This window comes from Paenibacillus hodogayensis, assembly GCF_039536325.1.
Taxonomy (GTDB): Bacteria; Bacillota; Bacilli; order Paenibacillales; family NBRC-103111; genus Paenibacillus_AB; species Paenibacillus_AB hodogayensis.
Genome location: NZ_BAAAYO010000009.1, coordinates 130,350 through 150,219, shown reverse-complemented (window position 1 = coordinate 150,219; position 19,870 = coordinate 130,350). Strand labels below are relative to the sequence as shown.

The window sequence follows — 19,870 nt, the reverse complement described above, 5'->3', positions numbered from 1 at the left end:
AAAATATGCGCGCTTTACGTCTTGTGTCGCCTGACCGTATAGTTGGGGCAAGAACGAGCGAACAGGAATTGACGGAAATGAAATCGCTTGCAGAAAGCTGAAAGGTGTGAGACTAGATGGCCCGTTCTTGGTATGTGCTGAAAAAGTATAAAGCGCTTTATTTTCTGATGCTTCCCGGCATCTTGTACTACTTGATTTTCAAGTATGCGCCCATGTACGGCATCATTATCGCGTTTCAAGATTTTTCGATCGGCAGGGGCATTATGGGCAGCAAATTTGTCGGCTTGAAACATTTCCACGAATTTTTCGTCAACACGCCCGATGCATGGAAGCTGATCCGCAATACGATCATGCTGAATATCTACGGACTGCTGCTTCAATTTCCGGCGCCGATCGTTTTGGCCGTTTTGTTCCACGAGCTCCGGTTCAAATGGTTTAAACGGTTTGTGCAGTCGGTGAGCTACATGCCGCACTTTTTATCGACGGTCGTCATTGCCGGTATATTGGTTACGTTTTTGTCTCCGTCGACCGGGATCGTCAACTTTTTGCTCGTCAAATGGTTCGGCATCGAGCCGATTATGTTTCTTGGTTTGCCCGAGTGGTTCCGGACGATTTATGTCGGATCGGAAATATGGCAGGGCGTAGGCTGGGGGACGATCTTGTATTTGGCGGCCATTGCCGGCGTCGACCCGACGCTGTACGAGGCGGCGAAAATGGACGGAGCGAACCGGTTCCAGCAAATTCGCCACATTACGTTCATCGGCATGGTCCCAGTCATGATCATCTTGCTCGTGCTCAATCTCGGCCACTTCATGGAAGTCGGCTTTCAAAAAATATTGCTGCTGTACAACTCGATGAACTACGAAACGTCCGACGTCATCAACACATTCGTTTATCGGAGAGGCGTGCTGGACGCGGACTTCAGCTTCGCAACCGCCGTAGGCTTATTCCAGTCGGCAATCGGCTTCCTTCTCGTGGTCACGGCGAACCGCATTGTCCGCAAATACTCCGATACGAGCCTATGGTGAGGTGATTCGCATGCAAATCAAAGAAAGCTTCGGCTCCAAGCTGTTCGATGCGGTCAATGTGCTGATCATGATCGCGTTTGTCATTGTGATGATGTATCCGATGGTCTACGTCTTCTCCTCGTCCATCAGCTCCGACGCGATGGTCGCCAGCGGCAAAGTGCTGCTGTTTCCGAAAGACGTTACGCTGCACGCCTATAAAGAAATTATTGCAAATTCGGACGTATGGAGGAGTTACTGGAATACGATCCGCTATACGGTCGTTCATACGGTGCTGACCCTGCTCGTCACCTCGGCCATGGCTTATCCGCTGGCGAAAAAATGGCTCCCCGGCCGCAAAATCGTGCTGTTGATGGCCGCCTTTACGATGCTGTTCAGCGGCGGCTTGATTCCGACGTTTCTCGTCGTGCAAAAGCTCGGGCTGCTCAATTCGATCTGGGCAATCGTGCTGCCGACCTTGATCAGCACGTGGCACCTGTTCATCATGCGGACGTTTTTCGAAGGTTTGCCCGAGGAGCTGGAGGATGCGGCTACGATCGACGGCTGCGGGTATTTGCAGGTGCTGATCCGGATCGTCCTGCCGCTGTCGCTTCCCGTTATGGCCACGATCGGCCTGTATACGGCCGTCGGTCAATGGAACGCCTTCTTCGACGCCTTGATTTACTTGAACGACCGCAGCCTGTATCCTCTGCAGATCATGCTTCGCAACATTCTCGTAGCGGGCGCGAAAATTACGTCCGAGAGCGACGCCAGCCAGCTGCAGACGATGAAGTACGCGATGATTATGGTAGCGACCTTGCCGATTCTGTGCATCTACCCGTTCATCCAGAAATATTTCGTTCAGGGCACGATGATCGGCGGTATCAAAGGTTAGCCGCGTTTCACCCCGGTTCGGGGGAAGGACGCTGCAACATATACACAAATTTGTTTGATCAAAGGGAGGCAGATCAAGTGAAAAAAACGTTTGCCACAATTGTTGCCACGGTCATGCTCGGCGGCCTTGTCGTCGGCTGCTCCGGCACGAAAGATCAGCCAGCCGCCGGCGATGCGGGCAAAACCGGCACTACGGCCGTGGACAAAAAGCCGATTACGTTTACATGGCTCGCTTACGACCGCACCGAAGGCAAAATCCGCTCCGACTGGGACATTTTCAAGGAAATCGAGGCGAAAACGGGCGTTAAAGTCGACTTCCAGGTTGTCAGCCAAGAAGGTCTCACGGAAAAGCGGCAAATTATGATCGCCACCAATTCGGTGACCGACTTCATCCAAGTATCCACGCAGGAAGGCCGCGACAACGGACCGGAGAAAGTGTTCCTCAACCTGAAGGACTATTTGGATAAAGCTCCCAATCTGAAAAAGTTTTACGACAAATATCCGGAAGCAAAGGCGCAGGCGACCGGATCGGACGGAGGCTTGTATACCGTTCCCGTGCTCGAGGGCGACGCCGAAGGCAAAGGCTTCAACTTCGTGTGGCTGGCGCGGAAAGACCTGGTCAGCAAAGTCAATCTGAAGGAGCCGACGAATCCAGACGAATTGTATCAATATTTGAAAGCGCTCAAGGAGAAATACCCGGACGCCTATCCGTACTCTCCGGCGGCGGTCAATGGGGATGTCGGCCTGTATACGGTAATGGGCAACATGTTTACGGGCATCTCCGGCTTCTACAACCTGAATCCGCAAACCGACAAATACGCATTCGCTCCTTACGAAAACGGCTATAAAGACGCCATCGTCTATATGAACAAGCTGTACAACGAAAAGCTGCTCGATCCGGAATATCCGTTCCTGACCGGTCCGCAATGGGAAGAGCGGATGATGAAAGGCAAGGCGCTCGTTTCCTTCTACTGGAAAGCGAACCTCGCCACGCTGACGGATAGCGCCAAGAAAGCGGGGGCTCCGGCGGATTACGAGCTGGACGCCATCGCGCCGGTCGTAGCGCCGGGCGTCAAAAACTATTTGTACTCCCGCGCCGTCGTAGGTTCGTCCGGCCGCGCCATCTCGGCTAAGGTGAAGGATAAGGACCGCGCCGTTCAATTCCTCGATTACCTGCTCAGCGAGGAAGGCACGAACTATTTGGCGCTCGGCATTCAAGGCAAGTCGTATACGCTCGATAACGGCAAGCCGCTATTCATGAAGGAATTCGGCGATACGCCTTACGTTCCGCTCCGCCGCGATTTCGGCGTATGGTATGACATGATCAACCTGAACAATGCCCTGTCGCGCGAAGCTTGGGAACGAAGCGCAAGCGACAAAATGAAGGCGATTAACACGAAATATGCGCCGTTCATCGTCCCGGCTCCTAAAGCCAGCGTCAAAACGAAAGAAGAGCTGGAGCTGGAAAAGTCGAAGCTGAACAACTTGACGAAGTTTCTGGAGCAAAAAATGACCGAGTTCGTTACGGGCAAAACGCCGATCAACGACACGACGTACGCGCAATTTATCGACCAAGCGAAAAAGCTCGGCTCCGACGATCTGCTGAACATGTACAACACCGCCTACAAACGCACGTACGGCAAGTAATCCGCAAGCAGCGGCGCAAGGAGGAGCTTCGCATGTCCGAAATATATAAAGTAATCGATGTGGACGTCCACAACGAACAAAACGATTCCGCGTTCGTCCCTTATTTGCCCGAGCCGTGGAAAAGCCGGGTGGCGGCGAGCGGCATCGGCATGGCGGGATCCGGCTATTATTCGCCGGTCGGCGTTCTGCGGAGGGATTCGGTTCCGCCGGGGGGAGGCAAAGCCGGCTCGGACCCCGACTTCATGCTCAAGCAGCTTGTCGAGGAATTCGACATGGAGTACGCGATATTGACGGGCGTCATGTACAACATTTCGGCGACCCACGACGCGGACTTCGCCGCAGCGGTCTGCTCGGCCTACAACGATTATTTGATAGCCGAATGGCTCGGCAAAAGCAAAAAGTTCAAAGGCGCGATGGCCGTCGCCACGCAGGACCCCTATTTGGCGGCGAAAGAAATCGACCGGATCGGCGGCCATCCCGACATCGTCGAGGTCATCATTTCCAGCGCGGCGCGGATGCCGCTCGGCCAGCGCTATTATCATCCGATTTACGAGGCGTGCGAGCGCAACGGTTTGCCGCTCGCGATCCATCCGGGAGCGGAAGGGGCGGGGAGCTCGACTCCCCCGACCGCCGCCGGGTACCCGTCGCGTTATATCGAATGGCACACGTGCTTGTCGCAAATGTTCATGACCCATCTGGTCAGCATGGTGTGCGAAGGCGTGTTCGTGAAGTTTCCGAACCTCAAAGTCGTGCTTATCGAAGGAGGCATCGCCTGGCTGCCGGGCCTCATGTGGAGGCTCGACAAAAACTACAAGGCACTCCGTTCCACGGTGCCTTGGCTGACCCGTCTGCCGAGCGAATATATTCGCGACCACTGTTATTTGTCGACGCAGCCGATCGAGGAGCCGGACAATCCGCAGCATTTGATCGACTTGTTCAACATGATCGACGCCGAGAACATCATCCTGTTCTCCAGCGACTACCCGCACTGGGACTTCGATCCGCCGACGCAAATACTCAAGAAGCTGAAGCCGGAAGCAAAACGGAAAATCTTGTACGAAAACGCGAAGGCGCTGTATAAGCTGTAAAACCAGCGCAAAAGCCGGCGGCGCCATTCAGATTTTCAGAAGGAGGGCGGAACGAAAGCCATGCCGGTTCATTTCGTAATGAATGTTGGCGATATTCCGGAGGGCGGCCATGTCGTCGTGAACGTGGAGGGCCGGGAAATCGGCGTTTACCGGTTGGATGAGCAGTATTACGCCATCCATAACCATTGCCCGCACCTGGGTGCTCCGTTGTGTGCGGGCGCCATATGCGGCACGAATTTGCCGTCCGACGTATTCGCCTATCAGTTCGGCCGCAAGGGAGAGATCGTTCGCTGCCCGTGGCACGGCTGGGAGTTCGACATCAAGACGGGAAAGTCGCTGTTCAGCGACAAGGTCCGCACGCGCAGCTACAAGGTGGAAGTGTGCGACGGCAAAGTAGGAATCGTGATCGGGAGCTAGATACAACACAGACCTGGAGATAGATTACGGAGAGGAGACGGTAGCGCTTGGCGGAATTGGGACAATCGATCTATCCGACGCTTGGCATAGCGGAGGCGAACCGTCAGCTGGACGAAGCGATTCGCGTCGGCTGCAGGCATCTATTTACTTCGCTGCACCTGCCCGAGGCGAGCGTGGACGACTGGCGGGAGGTTCGCCGGCTGCTGGAGCGCGCCGCGCAAGCCGGAATGCGTATCGCGGCCGACGTGAGTCGGGCGTCGCTGGCGCAGTTCGACGCCGATCCGGAGCACTTGGCTCCGCTCGCGAAGCTCGGCATCGAGATCATCCGGCTCGACCACGGCTTTACGATGGAGGAGACGATGCGTATCCTTCGAGCGGAGCAGTTTACGTTCCAGATCAATGCGGGTTCGATGAACCGCGACGATGTGCGAAGGCTGGAGAAGGAGGGCGTGGAACTGAGCCGCCTGATCGCCGTGCATAACTTTTACCCCCGGCGGGAAACGGGAGTTACCATCGACTTCTACCGCCGCCAAAACCGGATGTTCCGCGAATTCTGCATTGCCACGGGCGGGTTTGTCCCGTCTTTGACAGAGCCGCGGGGACCGCTGCACGAAGGGCTGCCGACGGTCGAGGCGCACCGGCGCTTGCGGGCTGCCGAAGCCGCTGCCGAGCTGATAGCGGAAGGGCTGACGGATATCGTCTATTTCGGCGATCCGGGTCCGAATGAGAAAGAGTGGACGGCGGTCAGTCATGTCGTCTCCGGTCTGATTCCGCTTCGGGTGAAATGGATCGATCCGCTTCCCCCGGAGCTGGAGCCGCTGCTGGCGGACGTGCATACGAGCCCATGGGACGCCGCGGAGCTGGTCATTCGCTCGCCGATCAGCAAGCCGTTCGTAAGGGAGCGCGGCTTCGATCCGGTTCCCCGGAATACGTTCGAACGTCCGCTCGGCTCGGTTACGATGGACAATACGCGCTACATCCGCTATTTCGGGGAAGTGCAGGTCACGCGCACCGATCTGCCCGCCGACGAGAGGGTGAACGTGCTCGGCCGGGTTATTCCCGAGGATCGCCCGCTGCTTCGGCACATCGGCTCGGGAATGCGGTATGCCTTTGTCGCGATCGACTGAGGCGGCCGATTGGCCGTGACCGAACGCGAAAGCGCCGTGCCGAGGGATTGGGACAACAATAGCCGAACGAAAAAGCTGTCGATCGAAAGGTCGGCAGCTTTTTCGCGTCTCTTTTTTCGAAGTCCGAGATGCTCCCGCTTGCCCGCGCGGTTGGAACAAAAGAACGCTGTGCGGCGGAGGGGTTTGGCGCTATACTGGGAATGCCGATGTTGTCGGTCCGAATTCGAAGGGGGGCTGCGCCGCATGAAAGCGCATATCGTGGAAGACGTCAAGATCGTCAGGGAGACGCTGGTCCGTCATATCGACTGGTCCGGGCTCGGGCTGGAAATAGCGGGGGTATCGGAGGACGGGGAGCAGGCGCTGGAGCGAATGGAAGCGGCGCCGCCGGACGTGCTCGTCACCGATATCGGCATGGCGATGATGGATGGCATCGAGTTGATCCGGCGGGTGAAGGCCCGTTTTCCTGATACGAAATGCATCATTTTGTCCGGTTTGAGCGAGTTTCAGTACGCTCAGGAAGCGATCAAGCTCGGCGTAGTCGAATACGTGCTGAAGCCGCTGGACATCGACGAGCTGACCGCCGTCGTCGCCCGGACCGTTCGTTCGATCGTCCAGGAACGCGAGCAGCGGGACGAACTGCAGCGGGCGAAGCAGATCGTCAAGGCGCATCTGCCCAACGTAGCCGACGGCGAGCCTTCCATGACGGCGCTGTCGGGCAGCATGAAGCATGCCAAGGTCGTCGAGCGGATGCTGAACTACGTCAAGTCAAACCTCGCGAGCGGCACGCTGTCGCTTCAGCAGGTGGCCGACGAAGCGAATCTGAGCGAGAAATACGCTAATTCGATCTTCAAAGAAACGGTGGGCACGACGATCAATCACTATATTATCGCGCAGAAGATGGAGCTGGCGGCCCGGCTGCTGCAGGACCCCGACATGAAGGTGTACGAGGTATGCGAGCGGATTGGCTACGCCGACCACGACCATTTTCGGATCAGCTTCAAGCGGCATCACGGCTGCACGCCGTCGGAGTATCGGAACCGGACGCTTTGATCGAGAAGGGCGGGGATTACCGTGGCAAAAACGCGCAATCGCTCGGCAAGGCTTTATCAGAAAATCGCGATGCCGGTGACATTCATCATCGTCGCGCTGGTTTGCCTGCTCGCCGTGCTGTCCAGCGTCGTGATCGTCTGGATTCAGAACGACCAGACGGAGAAGTCGGTGCGACAGTCGACGAATTATGTGTACCGGAGCTTGTGGTATCAGTTCAATAGCTTGAAAAATATTCCAAGCTTTATTATATCAAGCCGGGAAATCGAGAATTTGCTTGAGAAACGGTACGCCTCCAAAGCGGATGCAGTTTCCGACTATTACGACCTGTTCACCGAGTTCGAGAACATCTCGCTCATGTCGCTACTGAACGAGGTCGATCCGCGGAGCCAGGCGCAAATTTCGTACGTCGTGACCGTTATTGTGGGAGCAGGCAGCGGCCTGTACGATTTGGCGACGGACCGTTTCGCCACGGTCAACGGCATTTACAAGAATGACGACGTAAAGGACAAGGACTGGTACCGCAAGCTGTCCGAATCGGGCAACCCGATGGTATGGTGGGCGGAACCGGGCAATGCGGACGGAATAGGCGGGCACATTTACGTGGCCAAACGCAAGGTGAGCGCCAAGGACGGACGCGAGCTCGGTTATGTCGTCGTCGGCTACGCCCTGAACAACATACGCGGCGTCCTGAATCAGGTCGGCCTTCTGCAAGGAGAATTCGTGCTGGCGGACGAGCAGAACCGGGTCGTCTACGGCACCAGCTATCCGTTCGGACGCACGCTGCCGGACTCTTTCACCGCAGGCATGAACGGTCAGGCGCAAGGAGAAGGACAAGGGCTGCTGACGCGGAAGATCGACGGGGAGCAGACGTTTATCGCTTGGGGGGAATACGATAACGGCTGGAAGCTGATCTCCATCGTTCCAGAAAGCCGTCTTGCGGACTACACCGCCGTCGTGGCCGCCATAGCGGTCGGAGTCAGCCTGCTCGGCATCGTCGTGACGACGCTGCTTATCCGGCGCGTGGCCGCTAAAGTGACCGTTCCGGTAACGCGGCTCGCTTCGCTGATGAAGCGGGTGGAGCTGGGTGAGCTGCAGCCCCCGGCACGGCTGGAGCCGGCCTATATCGACGAGGTCGATTTGCTGGGACGCGGCTTCGCCAACATGATCGCGAGGCTGAATGGACTGATCGAGGAAGTGTACGTCCGGGACATCGCCCAGAAGCAGCTTCAGCTGGACCTGCTGCATGCCCAGATCAATCCGCACTTTTTGTACAATACACTGGATATGATCAACTGCAAGGCGCTCGACGCCGGAGACCGGGACATCAGCCGCATCGCCCGTCTGCTCGCCACCGTGCTACGGTTCGGGCTGAACAAGGGCCAGCAGGTGATCGCGCTCCGCGACGAGCTGAAGCAAGTATCCAGCTATTTGGAAATTCAAGCGATGATGAACGGAGAGCTCCTCTACAACATCCAGGCGGACGAATCGCTGTCCGCAGAACCGGTTATTCATTTCGTGCTTCAGCCGTTGGTCGAGAACAGCATGGTGCACGGTTTCCGACAGCAGCGGACGAACCGGCGTATCGAGATTCGGGTGGAGCGGGATGACGGAGACCTGCTGATCGAAGTGCACGACAACGGCTGCGGGGCCGATGCGGAGCGGATGAACCGGCTGCTGGCAGGAGAGGAGCCGGAGGCGGGGAGCGCGTCCGAGACGGAGCTGCCGGCGCAGACGTCCGGGCTGGGCGTTCGCAACGTAGAACGGCGCATCAAGCTGTATTGCGGCGACCGGTATGGGCTTCGCTACATGCCCGCAGATAGCGGTACTTGCGTGCATGTCCGTCTGCCGCTCGCTTGGCCGGGGAAATCGGCATCCGATTTTTCCCCGGGTTAATCGTCCGATGCCCCGGTTTATTCCGGGGCTCTGATTTTATATGCTAAAGATGTAAGCCTTTTCGTAAAGCGCCGGCCGGCGATGCGAGGCTGAATAGACAAATAGACATCAAGAGAACGGAGGAGTGCGAGTGGAACCGGCTGCCAACGTTGCGGCCGCGCCGGTACGGGCAGGTATGAGACCCGTCTGGGCGCGGTTATGGAAATTCCGGCTATTGTACCTGATGCTGCTGCCGGCGGCCGTATGGGTTTTCATTTTCGATTACTTGCCCATCTACGGCGTAAGCGTCGCTTTTCTCGATTACAACTATGTGAAGGGTATCTCGGGCAGCACCTGGGCGGGGCTGACGCATTTCAAACAGCTGTTTGCCTCCGACATGTTCGTCTCGGCGCTCAAGAACACGATTATTATCAACCTGTACAAAATGGTCAGCGGCTTCATCTGTCCGATTGCGCTCGCCTTGGCGCTGAGCGAAATCCGCATCGCCTGGTACCGCAAGACGCTGCAAACGGCCGTCTACTTGCCACGCTTTGTCTCGTGGGTCGTGTACGGCGGTCTGATCACGATTCTGCTGTCGCCGCAGACGGGTATCGTCAACCGGATTATCAACTGGCTGGGCGGCAAGGAAATTTACTTTCTGGCCGAACCGGATCTGTTCCGCGGCATTCTCGTCGTCTCCGACGCGATGAAGGAGATGGGCTGGGCAGCCATCGTGTACATCGCCGCTATCGGGGGCATCAACCCGGAAACGTACGAAGCGGCTATCGTGGACGGAGCTTCGCGGTTTCAGCGGATGCTCAAGATTACGCTTCCCGGCATCGCCACCACGATCGTCGTCCTGTTCATTTTGCGCGTAGGCTTCATCATGAGCGCCGGCGTCGATCAGGTGCTGAACCTGTACAATCCGATCGTGTACGAGGTCGGCGATATTCTCGATACGTACATTTACCGGATGGGGATCGAGCAGTTCAACGTCAGTCTGGCTACTGCGGCCGACACGATCAAAGGCGTCATCGGCTTGACGCTCGTTCTGCTGACGAATGCCATCGCCAAACGGATCAACGGCGACTCGGGCATTTTGTGAGCAAGAAAGGGGCGGACAACGAATGAAAACAACATGGAATGAAAACGTATTCGTCGGGTTGAACTATACGATTTTGACGATTATTACTCTGATTATCGTACTGCCGTTCTGGTACGTGCTGGTCGTGTCGGTCACGCCGTATACGGATTTTATCGACAGCAATGGTTTTATCTTGTTTCCGAAGCAATTCAGTCTGGAATATTACCGCTACCTGCTGCAGGAAGGCTCGATGCTGTACAAGGCGTACGGCACGACGATCCGCAATACGGCGGGAGGCGTCGCTCTGGCGCTGCTGCTGACGACGACGGCCGCTTATGCGCTGGCGGAAAAGCGCTTGCCCGGGCGGAGATGGATTTTGCTGTTTTTCGTGCTCACGATGTTTTTCAGGGGCGGCACGATTCCGCTGTACATTACCGTCAAGCAGCTCGGTCTGCTGAATACGAACATCGTGCTTATTCTCATTATGGCGTTTAGCGCTTTCCTCATGGTTATCATGAAAACGTTTTTCGAGTCGCTGCCCGAAAGCTTGCGGGAATCGGCTTCGATCGACGGCGCTTCGGAGTTCCGCATCTTCTGGCAAATCGTGCTGCCGCTGTCGCGGCCGGCGCTGACGACGATCGGGCTCATGTACATGGTGACGTACTGGAACGACTTCTTCAACGCGCTGCTGTATGTTTCGGATTGGCACAAGGCGCCGGTGCAGCTCGTGCTGCGGACGATCATCGCCAATTCGAGCTTGCCTCCGGAGCTGCTGGAAGCGGCCGGGACGACTCCGCCGCCGACAATCGGCATCCAGATGGCCTGCATCATAATCGTTGCGCTGCCGATGCTCGTGCTGTATCCGTTCGTGCAAAAATATTTCCAGCAAGGCATGATGGTCGGCTCCATTAAAGGTTGACAAAGAAAAAGGAGGTCTTTTGCATGCAATCCGCCAAAAAATGGCCTTACGCCGCCGTGTCCGTTCTGCTCGCAAGCTCCGTCGCGCTGGCCGCCTGCTCCAAAGACGACCCCAAGACAGCGACTCCCGCGCCGCAGGGCAATGCGGCGAACGGCTCGGAGCCCAAGAAGGAAGAGCCCTACGAGATCAAGTGGCTCCGTCAGATCGACGTCTCCAAGCCGTACGATCCGAACAAAGACGTCATAAAAGCCGCTGTTGAGAAAGCGCTTAATGTCAAATTCAACGTCGAGTTGGTCGACAACCAGCAGTACAAGACGAAGCTGAATCTGAAGATGTCCAGCGACGACGTGCCCAACGTCGTACGAATCGATTTTGCCGACGATTTCCAGAAATATGCGGTTCAGGGGGCATTTGTCGATCTGACCTCGCTGATCAATGAGAAGGACACGCCGAATATTGCCAAGGAAGTGCCGGCGGCGGTGCTCGAGCAGGCGAAGCTTGGCGGCAAGCTGTACGGTATACCGTATGCCGGCGGACCGGGCTCGGGTTACCGGTGGAACATCGTCATGCGCACCGACTACCTCCAGTCGCTCAGCCTGCAAACGCCGAAGACGCTGGACGATTACTATGCGGCGCTGAAAAAAATCAAGGAAGCGAAGCCGGACATCATTCCTCTCGGAGGTTATACGTCGCAAATCGGCGAGGTGAAGTACGCGAACAATTCATTTGACCATATTTTCGGCGCCTTCGGCGTGACGCCGGGGTATTTTACGCAGAAGGACGGCAAGTTCAGCAACTTCGATATCGACCCGAGAATGAAGGACGCGCTGGCGTATTTGCAGAAGATGTATGCCGACGGCTTGATCGATAAAGAGTTCGCGACCTTGAAAGAAGAGCAGCTGCGCGACAAGCTGTACGCCGGCAAGCTGTTCTCGTGGATGGGCTGGTGGTCGACGGCCAACGACTACGATACGCAAATCGAAACGTTCGAATCGAAAAAGGCGGGCAAGCTCGGCAAAGACGAGAAGCTGCCCGACCAGTCGGCGCTGCCTTACAAATATTTGACGCTAGCCGACGCGATCACGGGCACTAACGGCACGTATGTCGCTCCGCAAGGCGCCCCGTTCGGGCAAGTGTTCGCGATCAGCGCCAAAACCAAGGATCCGAAGCGACTGCTGGCTATTCTCGACAAAGGGCTGACGATGGAAAACCAGATGCTGTCGGTCTGGGGCATCGAGGGCGTTGATTACAAAATCGAGAACGGCAAAATCAAGCAGGTCACCGACCATATCGATCAAAAAACGCAAACGGACAAGGATGGCAACTTCCACGGCATCCAAAGCTATACGTGGGCGCCCGGTCTGAACGGCTGGCCGCGTTATTTGGAAGCGACGCCGCTCCGTCAGCAGCAAGCGCTCGGTGTGGCGATTACTAACAAATACCAGATACAGGATGCTTCCAACTATTTGACGTCCCCGACGAAGATCGCCAGATTGAAGGAGCTAAACACGTTCCGCGACTCGACGTTCACGCAGATTATTATGGGCGCCGATCTGAAGAAGTTCGACGAGTTCGTGGCGAAATGGAAGAGTCAGGGCGGCGATCAAATCATCAAGGAGCTGGAAGATTCGTTTAAGCAAAAGCAGGGTAAGTAATCGTTTCGAGGACGCCTTCGTTCCCGCCGACCAAGCGGTGACGAGGGCGTTTTTGGCATGATCGGGCCACGCGTTCATATTGGGTTCATAAAGCCGTTCTATAGTAGGAAGTAGAAACTCGCAGCCACACCCGCATCGCCGATCGTCTAACTTGGCGGCGGTGGTGTATGCTATAAATAAAGCGTAAACCGCCAAGCAAAGCTTACTTACATGAAGGGAAGAACAGCGATGATCGAACTACGCATTGCCGCATACGGTTCACACGGGTGCAGAGGGCACCGCACCGCAGCCGTGAATCGTCCCCGGCGGGCGGTGGCGCCATGAGTACGGACCGCAAGCGCAAGGCCGCCGGTGAGCCGGCATCCACAATCGATTTATTGATGAAGAGGCCGCCCTGGTATAAAGTCGCGCCGTATGTGTTCATGTTGTTCCTCATGTTCTACGGGGTGTGGATGATTGCCTATACGGCTTCCTCCTTCCTGCATAGCCGCGGGGATAAGGAGGTGGTCTGGAGCGATCTGCTCGAAGAATTGAATACGTTAGCCTCGGTCCGGGAAGAAGCAGGGGGGCAGTCGGACAGCTTGATGGAACGGCTTGCGGTTACGATGGGCGTCCGCGCGGGGTGGATCGATCCGGCGGGGAAAGAGCGGTGGTACGGAAACGAACCGGTTCCTCTGTCCGTTGAAGAAATCGGCGAGTCGGAGCTGCGGCAGGTGCGGGAAGGCGAGACGATCCGTCTGCTGAACCGTCCCAACCCGTTCCGGAGCGGGGTGGCAACGGTCGCACGGCCCGTACGGAATGGGGAGGCATCGTACGCCTTATTCGTTCAAGGGGAAGCGCCGGGCTTCTTTCACGGATTCGTCAAGCAGCTGACGCCGCAGCTGATCCTCAATGGTATTTTGCTCATTCTCGGCATCATCGCTTTCGCACACGGAACGCCGCAGCGGATCCGCACTTGGACGACGATTATCGGGGCGCTGAATCGAATTTCCAAGGGGGATTTCAACGTCCATCTCGATATAGACACGGTGCAGGGACGCAAGGTGCGAAAGCCGCGCGGGAACCGCAAGCCGCGACGAGAGCGCCGGGATGGCGGCAACCATAACGACCTCGTCTACTTGACCCAATCGATCAACGATATGGCCTCCGGGCTGAAGAAGATCGAATGGATGCGGCAGGAATTCGTATCCAACGTTTCCCATGAAATCCAGTCACCGCTTACGTCCATCGGCGGATTTGCCCGTGCGCTGCGCAGCTCCGATCTGTCCCGCGAAGCACGAGACGACTATTTGTCGATCATCGAGACGGAAACGGACCGGCTTTCCCGGCTGAGCGACAACCTGCTCAAGCTGACATCGCTAGATTCCGCGCGCCATCCGTTCGAACGGAAACGCTATCGGCTCGACAAGCAGATTCGCCGTATCGTGCTAGCGTGCGAACCGCAGTGGGAATCCAAAAAGCTGGAAATGGACATCGAGCTGGAGCCGTGCGAGCTTGTGGCCGACGAGGATTTAATGAGCCAGGTATGGATGAATCTGCTGCACAATGCCGTCAAGTTCACGCCCGAGGGCGGCACGATCCGCATCGGCATCGCGGAAGCGAGGGGAGCCTGGACGGTCACAGTGTCCGATACGGGTATCGGCCTGTCGGAGGAAGACCGGCTCCACGTATTCGAGCGGTTTTTCAAAGCCGACAAGTCACGCAGCCGTTCCGAGGGCGGCAGCGGCCTGGGGCTGGCGATCGTCAAAAAAATCGTCGACATGCACGGCGGCACGATCCGCATGGACAGCCAAGCCGGTGAAGGAACGACGGTGACCGTCACGCTGCCAGCGGGAGCGCCGCCCGAATAAAGGAGTCCGACGCTCTTGCGTTCCCCAAAAGCGCTGTGTTACGCTGGGATGCGGGGAAATTCGGCGACGCTCTCTCAAGAACGCGCGCCGGATCGGGCAATTGTGAACGATTATTCGGGTGAAGCGGGGGACGACATCAATGTGGCATACGAAGAAAATGCTGCTGTTGGGTTCGGGCGAGTTGGGGAAAGAGGTCATTATCGAGGCGCAGCGGCTTGGCGTGGAGACGGTCGCAGTCGACCGTTACGATCATGCGCCGGCCATGCAGGTCGCCCATCGCAGCTATGTGATCGACATGCTTGACGCAGAGCGGCTGCGGGAGATTATCGAACGGGAGAAGCCGGATCTGATCGTGCCGGAGATCGAGGCGCTGGCGACGTCCGAGCTCGTGAAGCTGGAGGAGAAAGGGCATCGCGTCATTCCTACCGCCAGGGCGGCGAAGCTGACGATGGACCGCGAGGGTATCCGCCGGCTCGCTTCGGAGAAGTTGGGACTGCCCACGGCCGGCTACAAATTCGCCGATACATACGAAGAATTCGTGCAAGCCGTCAACGAAACCGGCTTCCCGTGCGTCGTTAAACCGCTCATGAGCTCGTCGGGCAAGGGGCAAAGCGTATGCCGCGAAGAGCAGGATATCGAGCGCTGCTGGAACATAGCCATGGAAGGCGGACGCGTGCAGAATGGAAGGGTCATTATCGAGGAGTTTATCCGCTTCCAGTCGGAGATTACGCTGCTGACGGTCCGGTCGGTAAGTGGTACGAGCTTCTGCGCCCCGATCGGGCACGTTCAGGAGAGCGGCGATTACATCGAATCGTGGCAGCCGCACGCGATGACCGATCATCAGCTCGAGGAAGCGAAGCATATCGCCAAGACGATTACGGACGAGCTGGGCGGATACGGGCTATTCGGCGTCGAGCTGTTTCTGACGGAGGACCGGGTGTATTTCAGCGAAGTTTCGCCGCGTCCGCACGATACCGGACTTGTTACACTTGTGACGCAAAATATATCCGAATTTGCGATTCATGTCCGCGCCATTCTTGGCTTTCCGATACCGGAAATCGCTTTGACGACGCCCGGAGCGAGCCGGCCGCTGAAGGCCGACCGCGAGCTGGAGCATTACCGGATCGCCGGAATCGGCGAAGCGCTGTCCGTCCCTTATACGCAGGTGCGCGTATTCGGCAAGCCGGTCACGAAGACGGGCCGACGGATGGCAGTCGCGCTGTCGACGGCCGGTTCGGTCGAAGAAGCCCGCGAGCGGGCGAAGCTGGCTTTGGACAAGCTTTCCGTCGAGGAAGCGTAATTTAACCACGCATTCGATTCAATCTTATACGCCGGGCACGTCCCGGATCGGAGCAAGGGGCATTCCACCCGTCACGACAGGTGACTGGGGATTGCCTCTTTTTCTGTTGTTTGCATAAGCTGGCAAACGCTGGGGACATTAAGGGGTGCGTCACAATGCTGAAATGCCGGGGTGAGTACGATGTGGGCGGGATGGTTTGGCAAAAAGAAATACCGGACGTCGCAGCCGCAGCGTCCCGACAAACATCAGGACGGCGATTTGATCGGCGGCGATCTGGCCGCGAATGTCGTGCACCTGAAGTCGATCTTCACGGAAACCCCCGATTTGAATATACGGCATTTGATCATTAAACAAAGCGGAGAGCCGGCCGCACTCGTTTATCTGGATGGGCTGACGGACAAAAACTCGATCAATAACGACGTGCTGCGGCCGCTTCAGCTCGATTCGGTCAGGGGCGATATCACCGACGGTTTGACAGTGACGGTCGGGCGCGTTCATCCTCTATACAGTTGGCCGCAGATCGAGATGGCCATCCTTCAGGGCAGCAGCGTCCTGCTGGTTGCAGGCCGCCAGGAAGCGTACGCACTCGATACGAGAGGCTGGCCGCAACGGGCGATCGAGGACCCGCAGCTCGAAGCTTCATTAAAAGGTGCGCATCAAGGGTTTGTGGAGACAGGAAGTCAAAATATCGCCATGCTTCGGCGGTATATTCCGAACCGCGAGCTGAAAATTACGGAAATTTCGGTCGGGCAGCGGGGGCATACGAAAATCTCCGTTCTATACCTGGCAGACGTCGTCCATCCGGAGCTGCTGCAAGAGCTGACCGATCGCATCCGTCGGCTCGAGATCGATGTTATTATCAATACGGGAGAGCTGGCGGAGCTGATCGAGGACAATCCGTTTTCCCCGTTCCCGCAATTCATCCTGACCGAACGTCCGGATGCTGCCGCCTCGCAAATTCTGCAAGGCCGAATCGTCGTCGTCGTGGACCGGAGCCCTAGCGTGCTGGTGGCGCCGGCTACGTTCACCTCGTTTTTCCAAAACGTCGACGACTACAGCACGCGCTGGTCGATCGCCACCTTTATCCGGCTGCTGCGCATGTTTGCCTTTTTTATCGCCGTTTTTTTGCCGGCGGCTTATATCGCTATCACTTCGTACAATTTCGAGACGATTCCGGTCAAGCTGCTTATTACGATCGGGGATTCGCGGGGACGCGTCCCGTTCCCGCCGTTCGTGGAAGCGATTTTAATGGAGATCACGCTGGAAATGATGCGCGAGGCGGGGGTGCGGCTTCCCGCTCCTGTCGGGCAAACGGTAGGGATCGTAGGCGGCATCGTCATCGGCCAGGCGATCGTGCAGGCCGGTCTGGTCAGCAACATTATGGTTATTGTCGTGGCGTTTACGGCGATTGCCTCGTTCATATTGCCCAATTACGATATGGTGGCCGCGGTCAGGCTGATTCGCTTCGTCATGATGGCGGCCGCCTCGCTGTTCGGCATTGTCGGCATTATCGTCGGCTTGATGACGCTGATCGGTCATCTGATCGCGCTCGAATCGCTCGGTACGCCGTACGGCACCCCATTCGCTCCGATGCGGTTTGCCGATTGGAAGGACGCGCTGCTCCGCCTGCCGTTATGGCAAATGAAGAAAAGGCCGGTCAGCGCCAGGCCTACTCAGTTGAAAAGGCAGGGCTCCAACCATCCGGAAGGAGACGGGTAATGAAAAAGTATGCGTTTAACGAGATCGGCTTTGTCCAATCCATCTTGCTCATTACCGGCATTCAAGTGAGCGTCGGCTTTCTGGCTTTGCCTCAGGCATTGGCGGAGGCGGCGGGTACCGACGGCTGGATCTCCCTCGTTATGGGCTGGGCCGTTGCAGTGACGGCAAGCCTGATCATCATCCAATTGATGAAGCGGTACCCGGACGGCACCTTGCCGGATTTGATTGCAGCGTATTTCGGCAAATGGGCGGGTATGGCGGGAGGCGCGCTGCTGGCTGTCTATTACTTTTATATCGCTTATTCGTGTCTCGTCTATTCGGTGCTTACGGCGAAAGCGTGGCTGCTACCGCAGACGCCCGCGTCCGTCATTATGCTGCTATTGCTTATTCCGACGGGCATGCTGGCGCGGAGCGGTCTCCGCGTATTGACGCGGTATGCGGAAATCGTCTTTCTGCTTTCGCTGTGGATTCCGATCGCTTACCTGTTTCCGCTCAAGGAAGCTCACTGGCTTCATCTGCTGCCCTTATTCAAGGCTGGCGCGGGACCGGTCTTCGCGGCGGTGCCGTCCACGTTTTATTTTTTCGCCGGCTTTGCGAGCACGTTTATTTGGTACCCGTTCTTGAAGGACAAGCGGCATGCGATGGCGGGAGTAGCGATTGCGAACACGCTGACTCTGCTCGTATTTTTGTTCATTACGATCGTCTGCTTCGTCTATTTCAGCCCGGACCGGATTGCGGTATACAGCGAGCCGGCGATTATCGTATTGAAAACGATCGAGTTCAAGTTTATCGAGCGGATCGAGGTGCTGTTTATCGCGTTCTATTTGATCATTTTCTCCCTTGCCTGGGCTCCTTTTATGTATTTTGGCGCGTTCTGCACAAGCTGGCTGTTCGGCAAGCGCGATCATCGGGGGCATTTGCTGCTGTTTTGGCTGCTGTTTGCCGTCGGCAGCTTCTTTTTTATGCCGGATTCGGACTTGAGTGAGAAAATGAGCGAGTTGCTTGGCAAGATCAGCTTCGGTATGGAGTACGTGCTCCCCTTCTGCCTGCTGCTTTATGTTTGGATGCACGACCGTATGAAACGGGGGAGCGGAGCATGAACAACAGGCTGCTGCTTGCGCTGCTTCTCGTCTGGACAGCCCTTATGACATCCGGCTGTTACGACCGGATCGATATGGAGGAGCAGACGACCAGTTTTCTGCTCGGCCTCGATCTCGACCAGCAGAACCGGCTGATCGTCTATTCCACAAACCCGGTGTTCGGTAAACGCGGCGGGAAGCAAAGCCAGGTAATCGTCCAACGGGCGGACACGATCCGCAAGTCGAGAGAGCTGCTGGAAGCACATACGCTCGGGTTTTTGAGCTTTCGCAAGGTGCAGATTTTGCTGCTCGGCCAGCGGCTGCTGGAGCATGACGACTGGTTCCGGCTGTTGGACGTCCTGCTGCGCGATACGAAAAATCCGTTGACGCAGCGGGTGGTCGCCTACAATGGGCCGCTCTCCGACATTATCGACATCAATCCGCCCGACCAGCCGATGCTGCCTCTGCTGCTGCGCTGGATGGTCGATACGAAAAGTGCGCATTCGGAGACGGTGCGGACGACCTTTCAGGAGCTGGACCGGCAAATGTACGAGAAAGGAGTAACGCCATACATCTCTTCCGTCATCCTGGACAAAAAGAAGGATGTCGTGCTGCATGGAACGACCTTGCTCGATAAAAAGGGGAAGTTTGCCGCTTCTCTCGATATGCCGGAAACGGTATTGCTGCAAATTTTGCAAAAGCGGGCGGACCAGCCGGTGAGCCTGACGATCCGCATCCCCGGCGAAGCCCGAAGCGGGATTCTGGATACCGACCGGCTCAGCTTCGAGACGGAGAAGGTGAAGACGAAGATCAGCACTTCTTACAGCGAGAATCGCTTCCAGTTCGCCATCGACGTCAGCATGCCCATTACGCTGACGGAGCGGCTATACCCGTATGACGTAAAGGAGCAGGGGAAGCGGCTGGAACAGGTCATTGCCGAACAGCTTCAATTGAAGTTCCAGAACGTCATCCGGACGGTTCAGGTAAATAAAATCGACCCGCTCGGGCTCGGGCTCTACGCGAGAGCTTACGCTTTCGACCGTTATCAGCAAGTAAGCGACCGATGGGGAGCGGAGCTGGCCAAGGCCGATATCGGGGTAACTGTAAAGGTGCGGATTCGTAGCGTGGGCCCTGTCAAGTGACCGCAGGGCGCCAGCGGCTGGCA

16 protein-coding genes are annotated in these 19,870 nt (G+C 56.9%); all 16 read left to right on the top strand.

The window, feature by feature from the left end; translation table 11 throughout:
• The first annotated feature begins 116 nt into the window (after positions 1-116).
• The 16 genes from ABD796_RS19185 to ABD796_RS19110 all read left to right on the top strand — a co-directional run bounded on the left by ABD796_RS19185 (position 117) and on the right by ABD796_RS19110 (position 19,847).
• Positions 117-1,028 (top strand): ABC transporter permease, encoded by a 912-nt coding sequence (locus ABD796_RS19185; protein WP_344910582.1) that lies wholly within the window; start codon positions 117-119, stop codon positions 1,026-1,028.
• A 10-nt stretch (positions 1,029-1,038) separates the two neighbouring features.
• On the top strand, positions 1,039-1,899 hold the full coding sequence (locus tag ABD796_RS19180; RefSeq protein ID WP_344910580.1) for a carbohydrate ABC transporter permease: 861 nt from the start codon (positions 1,039-1,041) through the stop codon (positions 1,897-1,899).
• Positions 1,900-2,012: 113 nt separating this feature from the next.
• The gene (locus ABD796_RS19175) at positions 2,013-3,545 is read left to right on the top strand and encodes an extracellular solute-binding protein (protein WP_344910631.1); all 1,533 of its coding nucleotides are present in this window, start codon (positions 2,013-2,015) and stop codon (positions 3,543-3,545) included.
• A 32-nt stretch (positions 3,546-3,577) separates the two neighbouring features.
• The gene (locus ABD796_RS19170) at positions 3,578-4,633 is read left to right on the top strand and encodes an amidohydrolase family protein (protein ID WP_344910578.1); all 1,056 of its coding nucleotides are present in this window, start codon (positions 3,578-3,580) and stop codon (positions 4,631-4,633) included.
• Positions 4,634-4,693: 60 nt separating this feature from the next.
• On the top strand, positions 4,694-5,050 hold the full coding sequence (locus ABD796_RS19165; RefSeq protein ID WP_344910576.1) for a Rieske (2Fe-2S) protein: 357 nt from the start codon (positions 4,694-4,696) through the stop codon (positions 5,048-5,050).
• 47 nt (positions 5,051-5,097) lie between these two features.
• Positions 5,098-6,177, top strand: a complete 1,080-nt coding sequence (locus tag ABD796_RS19160; protein WP_344910574.1) for a MupG family TIM beta-alpha barrel fold protein — start codon at positions 5,098-5,100, stop codon at positions 6,175-6,177.
• A gap of 243 nt (positions 6,178-6,420) precedes the next feature.
• Positions 6,421-7,227 (top strand): response regulator transcription factor, encoded by an 807-nt coding sequence (locus ABD796_RS19155; protein ID WP_344910572.1) that lies wholly within the window; start codon positions 6,421-6,423, stop codon positions 7,225-7,227.
• A 21-nt stretch (positions 7,228-7,248) separates the two neighbouring features.
• The gene (locus ABD796_RS19150; protein WP_344910570.1) at positions 7,249-9,120 is read left to right on the top strand and encodes a cache domain-containing sensor histidine kinase; all 1,872 of its coding nucleotides are present in this window, start codon (positions 7,249-7,251) and stop codon (positions 9,118-9,120) included.
• A 130-nt stretch (positions 9,121-9,250) separates the two neighbouring features.
• Positions 9,251-10,204 carry an ABC transporter permease gene (locus tag ABD796_RS19145; protein WP_344910567.1) on the top strand — a complete coding sequence of 318 codons (954 nt, stop codon included), beginning with the start codon at positions 9,251-9,253 and terminating at the stop codon, positions 10,202-10,204.
• 22 nt (positions 10,205-10,226) lie between these two features.
• Entirely contained in the window at positions 10,227-11,102 is an 876-nt protein-coding gene (locus tag ABD796_RS19140; RefSeq protein ID WP_344910564.1) for a carbohydrate ABC transporter permease, read from the top strand.
• A gap of 23 nt (positions 11,103-11,125) precedes the next feature.
• On the top strand, positions 11,126-12,757 hold the full coding sequence (locus tag ABD796_RS19135; protein WP_344910562.1) for an extracellular solute-binding protein: 1,632 nt from the start codon (positions 11,126-11,128) through the stop codon (positions 12,755-12,757).
• 320 nt (positions 12,758-13,077) lie between these two features.
• Entirely contained in the window at positions 13,078-14,607 is a 1,530-nt protein-coding gene (locus tag ABD796_RS19130; RefSeq protein WP_344910560.1) for a sensor histidine kinase, read from the top strand.
• Between the two features lie 139 nt (positions 14,608-14,746).
• Positions 14,747-15,907, top strand: coding sequence for a phosphoribosylglycinamide formyltransferase 2 (gene purT, locus ABD796_RS19125; protein WP_344910558.1), 1,161 nt, complete (start codon positions 14,747-14,749; stop codon positions 15,905-15,907).
• A gap of 180 nt (positions 15,908-16,087) precedes the next feature.
• Entirely contained in the window at positions 16,088-17,626 is a 1,539-nt protein-coding gene (locus tag ABD796_RS19120) for a spore germination protein (RefSeq protein WP_344910556.1), read from the top strand.
• Complete coding sequence (locus tag ABD796_RS19115; protein ID WP_344910553.1) at positions 17,626-18,726, top strand: GerAB/ArcD/ProY family transporter; 1,101 nt, start codon at positions 17,626-17,628, stop codon at positions 18,724-18,726. Before ABD796_RS19120 ends, ABD796_RS19115 begins: the two co-directional genes overlap by 1 nt.
• On the top strand, positions 18,723-19,847 hold the full coding sequence (locus ABD796_RS19110) for a Ger(x)C family spore germination protein (RefSeq protein WP_344910551.1): 1,125 nt from the start codon (positions 18,723-18,725) through the stop codon (positions 19,845-19,847). The genes ABD796_RS19115 and ABD796_RS19110 overlap by 4 nt, the downstream gene beginning before the upstream one ends.
• The last annotated feature ends 23 nt before the right edge of the window (positions 19,848-19,870 follow it).